This is a genomic window from Pseudoselenomonas ruminantium (assembly GCF_900113715.1).
Taxonomy (GTDB): Bacteria; Bacillota; Negativicutes; order Selenomonadales; family Selenomonadaceae; genus Selenomonas_A; species Selenomonas_A caprae.
The window spans coordinates 20,394-30,171 of the sequence record NZ_FOQK01000006.1 but is presented as its reverse complement, the minus strand read 5'-3'; the positions used below and the strand labels follow the sequence as shown (position 1 = coordinate 30,171).

General features: G+C 45.8%; 9 protein-coding genes and 2 tRNA genes. 2 read left to right on the top strand and 9 right to left on the bottom strand.

What is annotated here, in order from left to right; genetic code table 11:
• Positions 1 to 5: 5 nt before the first annotated feature.
• The 9 genes from BM181_RS04435 to BM181_RS04390 all read right to left on the bottom strand — a co-directional run bounded on the left by BM181_RS04435 (position 6) and on the right by BM181_RS04390 (position 7,584).
• Positions 6 to 80, bottom strand: a tRNA-Gly gene (locus tag BM181_RS04435).
• 4 nt (positions 81 to 84) lie between these two features.
• Positions 85 to 161 (bottom strand) — tRNA-Asp (locus BM181_RS04430).
• Between the two features lie 100 nt (positions 162 to 261).
• Positions 262 to 729, bottom strand: a complete 468-nt coding sequence (locus BM181_RS04425; protein ID WP_075442606.1) for a hypothetical protein — start codon at positions 727 to 729, stop codon at positions 262 to 264.
• Between the two features lie 72 nt (positions 730 to 801).
• A complete protein-coding gene (locus BM181_RS04420) occupies positions 802 to 1,623 on the bottom strand; it encodes a deoxyribonuclease IV (RefSeq protein WP_075442605.1) in 822 nt (273 codons plus the stop codon).
• Positions 1,624 to 2,142: 519 nt separating this feature from the next.
• Positions 2,143 to 2,823: a 5-bromo-4-chloroindolyl phosphate hydrolysis family protein gene (locus tag BM181_RS04410; RefSeq protein WP_075442604.1), complete on the bottom strand. Its 681-nt coding sequence runs from the start codon at positions 2,821 to 2,823 to the stop codon at positions 2,143 to 2,145.
• A 44-nt stretch (positions 2,824 to 2,867) separates the two neighbouring features.
• A complete protein-coding gene (locus BM181_RS04405; RefSeq protein ID WP_075442603.1) occupies positions 2,868 to 4,613 on the bottom strand; it encodes a GTPase in 1,746 nt (581 codons plus the stop codon).
• Between the two features lie 2 nt (positions 4,614 to 4,615).
• Positions 4,616 to 6,646 (bottom strand): GTPase, encoded by a 2,031-nt coding sequence (locus tag BM181_RS04400; RefSeq protein WP_075442602.1) that lies wholly within the window; start codon positions 6,644 to 6,646, stop codon positions 4,616 to 4,618.
• A 16-nt stretch (positions 6,647 to 6,662) separates the two neighbouring features.
• The gene (locus tag BM181_RS15250) at positions 6,663 to 6,815 is read right to left on the bottom strand and encodes a hypothetical protein (RefSeq protein WP_177207162.1); all 153 of its coding nucleotides are present in this window, start codon (positions 6,813 to 6,815) and stop codon (positions 6,663 to 6,665) included.
• A gap of 415 nt (positions 6,816 to 7,230) precedes the next feature.
• Positions 7,231 to 7,584: an ASCH domain-containing protein gene (locus BM181_RS04390; RefSeq protein WP_075442600.1), complete on the bottom strand. Its 354-nt coding sequence runs from the start codon at positions 7,582 to 7,584 to the stop codon at positions 7,231 to 7,233.
• Between the two features lie 237 nt (positions 7,585 to 7,821).
• Here BM181_RS04390 and BM181_RS04385 point away from each other — a divergent pair, with 237 nt between their 5' ends.
• Together BM181_RS04385 and BM181_RS04380 are read left to right on the top strand one after the other, a co-directional pair.
• Positions 7,822 to 8,535, top strand: a complete 714-nt coding sequence (locus BM181_RS04385; RefSeq protein WP_075442599.1) for an SIMPL domain-containing protein — start codon at positions 7,822 to 7,824, stop codon at positions 8,533 to 8,535.
• Between the two features lie 36 nt (positions 8,536 to 8,571).
• Entirely contained in the window at positions 8,572 to 9,732 is a 1,161-nt protein-coding gene (locus tag BM181_RS04380) for an acyltransferase (protein WP_075442598.1), read from the top strand.
• Positions 9,733 to 9,778: the final 46 nt, after the last annotated feature.

Sequence of the window (9,778 nt, the reverse complement as noted above, 5' to 3'; positions counted from 1 at the left end):
AAAAATGGAGCGGAAAACGAGGCTCGAACTCGCGACCCCCACCTTGGCAAGGTGGTGCTCTACCACTGAGCTATTTCCGCATAATGGCGACCCGAAGGGGACTTGAACCCCTGACCTCCGCCGTGACAGGGCGGCATTCTAACCAACTAAACTACCGGGCCGTTTTCATTTTTGCCGCCGTATCTCTCAGCGACAAATATTATTATACGGATAAGGGTATGACTTGTCAACACCTAAAATGAAACTTTTTTGATTTTTTTCCTATTTGCCTACAATTTCCTGGATTTTGTTGAAAATCGAGCGATCCATCTCATCAACCGGACGCCATGGACCGTCATCATTGCGCGTCATAAGCTTTGCCCCATCCTGCTTGAACTCGACCTTAGACAACTTGCCAGCCTCACCATGGCGAAGCGATGCGGTCCACTGCGTTCCCGTCTTTGTCCCGGTCACTGAGCCTGCGACAATGTAGGTTTTCGTGCCCTCAAAGGTCATCGCGACAACATCCTTGGCCGGCAGGTTCTGCTTCTTGGCCGCTGCCTCCTCGGCCTTGGCCTTCTCATCGCTCACAGCCTGCGGCTCCTTGGCCTGCTCCGCCGATGTGGCAGTGTTGTGCTCCACCTGCGCATTCTGCGCCGGCTGCGAGCCATTCCACAGATAACCGCCAGCTGCCACAGCGGCAGCCACTACTACACCAGCCAGCACATACAGACGTTTCTTATCCTTCATTACCGGTTACACCTCATCATTTCAAAATTGATATCCCTATTATAAGAAAAGTATCTGAAAAGCGCAAGAACATCAACTGCGCAGCAATTGGATTTCCCGCGCATAGCCATCATGGTCATTCGGCGTCTCGAGAATGAAAGGCAGACCACGAAGCGCCGGATGATTTACTACCCGCTGCAAAGCAGTAAGGCCGATCTCTCCTTCCCCGATCCGCGCATGGCGATCTTTATGTGAGCCACAGCCATTTAAGCTGTCATTAAGATGCACCGCCTTGAGCCTTTCAAGTCCAATCGTATGGTCAAACTCTGCCAACACGCCATCGAGATCGTTTACGATATCATAGCCTGCGTCCCAGATATGGCAAGTATCGAGACAGACGCCCATCTTTTCGCCCAGCTCTACTCCGTCAAGGATTGCCCGCAGCTCAGCAAACGACCGCCCGACTTCCGTCCCCTTGCCGGCCATTGTCTCCAGCAGTACGATTGTCGATTGCTCCGGACGCAGTACCGCATTGAGTTGCTCCGTGATAAGCGCAATGCCAGCTGCTGCCCCCTGCCCTACATGACTGCCCGGATGGAAATTATAATAATTGTCCGGCGTGTACTCCATGCGCCGCAAATCATCTGCCATCATCTCACGGGCAAACACGCGCAGATTTTCCTTGGCCGCACAGGGATTCATCGTATACGGTGCATGCGCTACCAATTTCACGAAGCCATGTTCCGCGGCAAAATCACAAAAAGCCGCTGCATCGGCCGCATCGATTTCCTTCGCGCGGCCGCCCCGTGGATTGCGCGTGAAAAATGCAAACGTATCGGCCTGCATGGACAAAGCTTCCCTCCCCATCGCCAGATACCCGCGCGACGATGACAAATGACAACCTATATGAAGCATAACATTTCCTCCCAGCAATAAATCCTCAGCAACCTCTATATTCTACCGCAAAACAGATTAACCGCCAACCACAGCGCCCTCTCCTGCCCATTGACACATCCATTGGCTTATGGTAGCATATGGCTAAGTATTGATATTTATTCTCATATATGACGATTGGAGGTTATTACGGCTCCCTACGATAAATTTCTATCCCATGAGGGAGTTGTCGCCCGAACCATCATGCTCGATCGCCAATTAAAGGCAATCATCGCCCAAGCACCAACGCCCATTTCCGTTCCGGCACCGACTCCGCCCAGGAGATCGCTGACCTGACCGACGGCATCCGCCTGCTCGAGGAACACAGCTTCCACGAAGAAATGCAAAAATACACGCTGCGCGGCAAGCTATTTGCCCTGCTGCTGCCCAAAGCCAACGACCGCTGAGCAACCTTTGCCTGGGGACAATAAAACATTTAGAAACAATTGACATATAGCAACATAAAAAGGAGGCCGATTAAACAGACCTCCTTTTATGTTGTTATTCTTTCGGGGCATCCTTCTTATTCCCCAATAACTTGTAAAGCCCCACTGCTCCTAACACCGTCAAAGCCGCTACGCCTATTTTTTTTGCCGTCTGCCAGTTATTGTCCTCTGCAGGCTTCACTGGAACTTCTTCCATCTCTACCATCTGCGTCCCCATCCCCTGTTCAATCCCATCTCCCTCCAGCATATGCCGAGCAACCTTTAACTCTGCCTCCATATCGTTCAATTGTAAATTCATGATTTTGGCGAACTGCTTTTCATAAGCTAAGGTAAAGTCTTGCAAAGTCTCCTTGGTCTGACACAAAATTTTCTGCGTCTCTGGGTTATTAAGCTCCGTCTGCTCCAAGGTCACGCATTGCCGCAACAATGCCGCCGTCCTGTCCTGATAATAATCTAGAAACTGCCGCGCCGCAGGCAAAGCCTGAGGATGCTGGCGCAGATAGGTCATTATCCTTTTGCCCCGCTTCTGCAAAGCCAAAGCAAGCCCTCGCAGTTCTCGGTCACGAAGCTGACAGGCGGAATACGTAATATCCTCATAGTCCTCCTGCCCCTTGGCAAGACGGTCTGACTTGTCATCCTGCACCATCTTAACAGGTGCTGATAAAGTGGCTTTCTTGCTGAGCTTATAAACAATCACGACCAAGATGCCGATTGCTAGTATCACATTCCCATCCACCGCCAGCACCCCCCAGCTACATTCAACCGCACTACCACTTGGAATTACACTTTTAATTCGCTGATAATCTTATTTACCTCTGACAACAAAAGCCCCAGCTCTTTACTTACTTTATCTCCATGTGCCTTGGCTTCTTCAATGTTTGCCAGTTCATCATTCTGTACTTTTATAGCTGGCAATATACTTGCATCAATTAATTTATTAGCCTCCTCCATTATTTTATTTTGAAAATCATCACTTAAATCACTGTATTTCTTTGCTAATTCAGCTTTTTTCTTTTGCTTTTCCTGTTCGAGTTTTTGCTGTTCCTCGTTATTTTTAACCTCGGCCCATAATACAAAGGCAGCTGCACCAGCACCTACAATCTTCCCGGCATTTCTCCCCATAAATGCTGCACCTTTTTGCCATAGTGGCGGCTCAGGCGTTAATAATTTGGTGATAAAGCCGCCAAAGCCGCCAATGCCGCCTACTGCCTGTGCCCCTAAGGCCAATTCAGGGCAAACAGCCGCCACAGCCATATCCGCAGCTTTACCGGCCGCTAAAGCTACAGCTCCCGGTTTTGCCACAGCTTCCAATGCAGGGTTCTCTGCTTCTTTTGCTCTTTGTGCCACCATTCCCATTGCCTTTACAACTAATCCGCGGCTATTAATCGGTGTTTCTGATAAACGTTCACTGATATTCACGCTTACGGTTTTCACAAAAGCAGAGTTATCATATTCAGATATCTCTTCACCCAAATTCTCTAAAGAATTCTTTATTTTTTCAGCTACTTCATCCTGGCATTTAATTATCAAATTTTCTATTTTTGCATTAATATCCGCTATTTTATTATCCGCCTCCATCTGACTTGTACTATTGATTGCCGCTTCAGCACCTTCTCGTCCTGCTAATTTTATTTCTTCCCTGCAAGTGCGCACAATATCCCGCACAGCTCGCTGGCAGTTTTCTTTCCCTTGCATAAGAAGTTTTCTTCTGCCGCGTATAGTTTTCTCCAAATTCGCAATATCTTTATCATCTGTTACATTATTGGCATCTCTTATTGTTGCTATCACATCTCTCGCATGATATAAAGGTTTTGTCACAGCCCCTATCAAGGAGTGCTCTTTTACAAACCGATTCAAATTCTCAATAAACACTTCATAACCACTTGCTTTTAACAGTTCTGCTTTTAATTCCTCATCCTGTTCATCCAAACTTTCAAAATAAGAATTTGTATCCAAAAATGACAGATACAACTCCCTTGGCTTATATGGTGATGTTACTTTCTCTAAATCCTGCTCAATAACCAGCTGTTGTTCTGGTACATTCCCCAATGGTGTCCTATCCATCTTATTAACCAGCAAAACCATGTTATTGGCCCTTTGCTGCTCAATCGCCAACTTACGGAAATTCTCTCCTATATGCTGGCTAAAACCTTCGTTGCTAATAACATACACCAGTAACGCAGCCTTGCTGATTTGCTTATACGTTATTACATCGTGGTCAGAACGCAATTCGGTATGAATGCCCGGCGTATCAATTACTTCTAGCCCCTTCCATTGATACACAGTTGATTTTTGTGTGGTTATCTTAGCGCCAATCGCTACATCTTCACCGGTCAACATTTTGATTATACTTGATTTCCCAGCGCTAAATTGCCCTACAAAAACAATTTTCACCTTTTCATCATCTATATCCAAGGCTTCACACAATTCACTACTATCTAAATTCAATTCCTCAATCTTTGCTTTTATTTTCTTCAAAATCACCTTGTTTTTCTCGCTATAATCCCCTATATTTAATTGCTTCATACCTACACTCTCCTTATCACTGGCATTTTCGCAATTTGCTGAGCCATTATCACTTCATTTTCCCTGTTCATATCATCTACTGTTAAAGCCTGCATATTTTCTCCAGCTGTTCCCCAGTTATAATCACATATCTGAGAATTCTTTCCAGCTATTGTAACAGCACATTCCTTATAATCAGCTTCCGTTGTCCAGCACAGCAAATCTTCACCTAATAATTCAGCTACACGTTCCTCATTCAGTTTACAACGCTTGCCAATCGCATAAAATTCCTTCCCGGGAATTCTAGCTATACTTACATCTGCCCCCATAAAACCGCCCTGTTCCGAATATACAACTGCTTCCTGTAACAATTCAAGATTTAACTCTTGATATTTTCCGCATAGTTCTGTAGCTAACTGTGTTTGTTCTTTGGCTAGGAAGAATAATATTCGCGACATATCGTGTACAGTATTCTTTAACTCATCTATTCTCTTTTCAATAATTTCAGTTTTATATATCTGTTTTATTTGTTTATCAAAATTTTCCAGAATGCCATCGCTTGATTTTAACAATGACATTCTTAATTTATTCTTATTTTCTTTAATCTTTGCTTCTTTATCATCCATAAGCAATGAAATTCCCAACCCTGCTACACCAATTCCTATTCTTGCAGCCCATCCCACGCCTGGCACAAGCATCAATAAATTAGGTGCAATAGCTACTACCCACTTTGCAATCGGCGTTGTGTCCCCCATTTTAGCATCACATTCTATATTATTGTCCAGTGAAATCTTCAAATTTTCCTGTAATTCATCCTGCATCTCCCTTCTCTTGGCATCACATTCTACAGCTATCTCCTGTAATACTTTTATATATTCCTGCTCTATATGCATATCCTTTACATATTCTATCCATGCCTCACCAGCTTTTTCATTTTCATAATTTTTATCCACAAACGCATCTATCTCACTATCCATTTTATACTTTAAGCGTTCATTATTTTCTCTCATTTTTTCAACAGCTCTAGTTTGGAAATCGCTTTCCCATTTATCTAATCCCTCTTCTTTCTCCTTCCATATTAAATAGTTATGCAAACTTTCACTTGCTTGCCCATAAATATGCTCTATAATTCTCTGTGTAGGAACAGCCGTACTGTCAATAAATGTCTTAAAGCTGATAAACTTACCATCCTGTTGTATCTTTTTTATGATGAATTTTTCTACTTCTGAAAAATTGCTTGCTTGATATACTTCCTGACTATCATTAATACCTGCTTGCGATAAATACGCTGCCTGTAAATGTGCTGGAACAAATACTATATCCTTCCAATTTTGCCGATAGTTAGTGGCAAAATCCTTAAACTGCTCACATATATCATCTATTCTTCCCCTATCGTCCAAGCGTTTCTTTAATTTAGCTAATGATAATTTTTGATTATTTATATCAAATGCCATTTTTACATTTATTATCCCTAAAACCGGCTTACCTAAGCTGCGCAGTTGTGCTAAGCATTCTGCCTCACCTGCTTGCGGTGCATCATCTGTCAACAAAAAAATAATTAAATCTGCTGCCTTAGCCGCCTCAAAGGCCAATTTATCATCCTCCCTGCCATCGAAAGAGCAAATCCCCGGAACATCTGTTATTTTTAGCCCCTGCCAATAATAATCTCTGACATCCAATGTCGTGCGCTGTGCCCCCTTACCAATGGATTTACCATTACCATGTGTAAGAATTTCCATCAATGTCGATTTACCTGCCATAGTCCTGCCATAAATAACAATGGAAAAATCTTTTGTTTTCTCCAACCTTTCTATATCACTTTGTATCGAATCTATTCCTCTCTCCAATTTATCCAACTGCAAACGTTGCTCATTCATTAAATCAGTATTTTTAAATCGCAAAAGATTATTCTGTTGACGATTTGCCTGTTCTAATTTTTCATCAACTTTCTCTAAGATTGTTTTTATATCAGAAAAATTTTTCTCCGCTAATTCACGCCCTCTAGCCGCAAAAGATCTGCATTCATTTAATTCTTTTTCTAAAATCGAACTCATACCATCATTCCCCTTCTTAATTCTCCAGCCGCCGGTTCACCGTCCAAGTATGGGGCTTATTGCCCTGCTTGCGCGGACATTTCCCTGGCAGTGGTTTCCCCAGTGACACGAAGCGAATTTCCTTTTTCCCACAGTGGGTACACATGTACTCGATTCTTTTCGTTGCCATTTCCTCTTCCTCCCTACAAGAATATCAATGCAATTATCAGAGCTATAACTGCCAAACAGCCACAACCACAGCCCCCTTCATGAACTACTGCTACTACTGCGGCTAGTATCCCAATTACGGCAAATGTTACAGGGAATGCTGCTACCAAAACATCTCCTATCATCAACCCAACACCTTTTATTAGTACATAGAGTAAACCGAAAAATATAAGCGCACCTAATCCTTGCATGACTTATGTTCACCACCTATTGTGGATATGTATCCTACATACGTATATGATTCTCCCCCCCTGGATTTTCCTGTCTATTTTGACAATTTTGTATTTTTTTTTACGCCTGCCGATAGAAAAAGGTGCAACAACATGCCTACGCAGTTGTTGCACCTCTGATATCCATAGCGTTATATCATTGCCTTATCATAAATCGTCATGTACCTCGGTGAAATAGATTACCGTCACGGTATCTTCCATAAGGATGCGGCGTTTGTATATTTTCTCGAAATCTGCCACGAGTTCCTCTTTGGAATTGATTTCCGGATTCTGATGCCCCAGATCGTCGGACGTCAGCGTGCCCATCGTCTTGACGCGAACCTTGTCGAGATAGGCCGAGTAGAGCTTATGCTTCGGCTCGCCTTTCTTGCCCGTCGTAATCCATACGACAGAGCCTTCGGGATAGAGTTTGGATACATCGCCAAGACGTACCGTACAGTTTTTCGTGCGTTCCATGAGCATCTTTTTGTGTTTTGCTGCCTGGAAGTTCAATGCCATCATACTAAAGCACTCCAATCTACCATTGTACCTAGGTGTAAGAATTCCATATAATCTGTGAATATTATTATATGTTCTTCTAATTATAGCAAATCTCCTGCCATATGGAAAACTTTTTCTGTAACCTTGTAAACCATAAACAGCCAGGCCTCTCGCGCTACCGGCACAAACATGTCATTTCCGGGCAAAATATGATATGATAGTAAGGAAAATTTTCCTAAGATTTCAAAGGAGGTTCCTATGAACAGCAAACGTATCGTATTGATTTTCGCAGCCCTGATGGTGCTGATGGCCAATATCGCCGCCGCGGCGCCTGCCGCCAAGAATCCGCCGACCCTGTCCGTGGATGGCGAGGGCATCGGCATTGCCACCCCCGACCGTGCCACAGTCACCATCGGCGTGACCTCACAGGCCAGCGATGCAGGCAAGGCACAGAACGATAACGCCTGGACGACTGAGCAGGTCAACAAGGCCATCAAGGCACTTGGTATCGAAACCAAGGATATCCAGACCAACAATTATTCGTTCCATCCCAATTACCGCACGGCAGAGAACCATCGCAACGAGATCAGCGGCTATACGGTGAATAATTCCATCATCGTCATCGTCCGCGATATCAAGCAAACCGGTAAAGTCATCGACGCGGCCCTTGGTGCTGGCGCCAACGAAATCCATTCGCTCGACTTTTCTGCCGACAATACCCAGACTGTCCGCAAGGAAGCCCTGCTGAAGGCCGTTCAAGACGCACGTGACAAGGCCGAGATTCTCGCCAAGGGACTTGGCAAACACATCGTTGGCATCCAGAACGTATCCGAAAGCACCGGCTATCTCGAATCGCGCCGCTATGACAATATGATGCTTGCCGCCGCAAAAACAGCTGCCGCTACGACCATCGAGCCGGGCAGCCTGTCGCTCACGGCACGCGTACACGTTGACTACATTCTGGAAGACTGATCCCACCAATACAAGCAGTAAGGAGTTTTTATTTTCATGCAAGAACAAGCAGCAACAGTTTCCCGGCCGCGCAAACCGCGGCTGGCAGCTATCGAATACATCCGCGGAATCTCTATGATGGGCGTCATCGGCATCCATGTCGGCTCCCAATACCTTGCCAATACAGCGGCGAACGCCGATCTCATCGCCCTCTTCGAGGTCGCCACACGCTTCAGTGTGCCGATTTTCTTCTTCATTTCCGCGTTCGGCCTGTTCTATAATCTGGATCTAACCGCTCCCTTCGACTTCCGCTTTTTTCTAAAGCGCCGGTTCAAGACGGTGCTGGTGCCGTATCTCGTCTGGTCCTTCCTCTACCTTTTGCACGACGGCTGGCTCTACGGCGTGGGCTTTCCCGATCCGCTGCATCTCATCGTCCTGTTGTTCTTCGGCAATGCGAAGTACCAGCTCTACTTCCTTGTCATCCTGCTCTGGTTCTACCTCCTGATGCCGCTTTGGATCTGGATGGTGCGTCATGCCGGCAAGGCAAGCCTTACGCTGCTGCTGCTCGCCCAGATCGGCTTTGACTACTGGTCGAGCTTCTCCACGGGGTTCAATCTCTTTGTCTACGGCCTGCCTGACGGGTCAATCTTGAAGCCATTCCTGATGTACCGCCTGAACTACTGGGTCATGCACTATGTGTTCATCTTCGTACTTGGCGGCTATCTGGCCGTCCATATCGATGCCTTCATGAACTTCATGAAAAAGCACGCCCTTGGCATCACGACCTTCTTCTGGGTAAGCTTTGCCGCCCTCATGGGCTACTACTACAAGCTGATTGATAAGACCGGTTACACGCCGCTGGAGGCCATCAACACGGCGCATCAGCTCTGCCCGGCGGGCATCTTCTACACCATCGCAGCATCGCTGTTCTTCTTTATGGTTTTCACTTACCAAAGCTATCCAGGCTTCCTCAATCCGCTGCTGCACCAGCTCGGCAGGCATTCCTATTTTGCCTATCTGGCCCATCCACTGGCCATCACCTATCTTGGCATGATGCTGCAACACAGCGGCCGCATCATGACCGCACCGATTGCCATTGCCTTCTACTTTGCGACTCTTATCCTCGCCATGCTCGACGCAATCCTCTGCCGCAAGCTTGGCGAAAAGCTGCCGCTTATCAATGAACTGACCATCGGCGTATATCCAAAGAAAAAATAAACGAAATGCCACTTCTTTCGCAATGACGCGTAATCGCCTTTTGCGA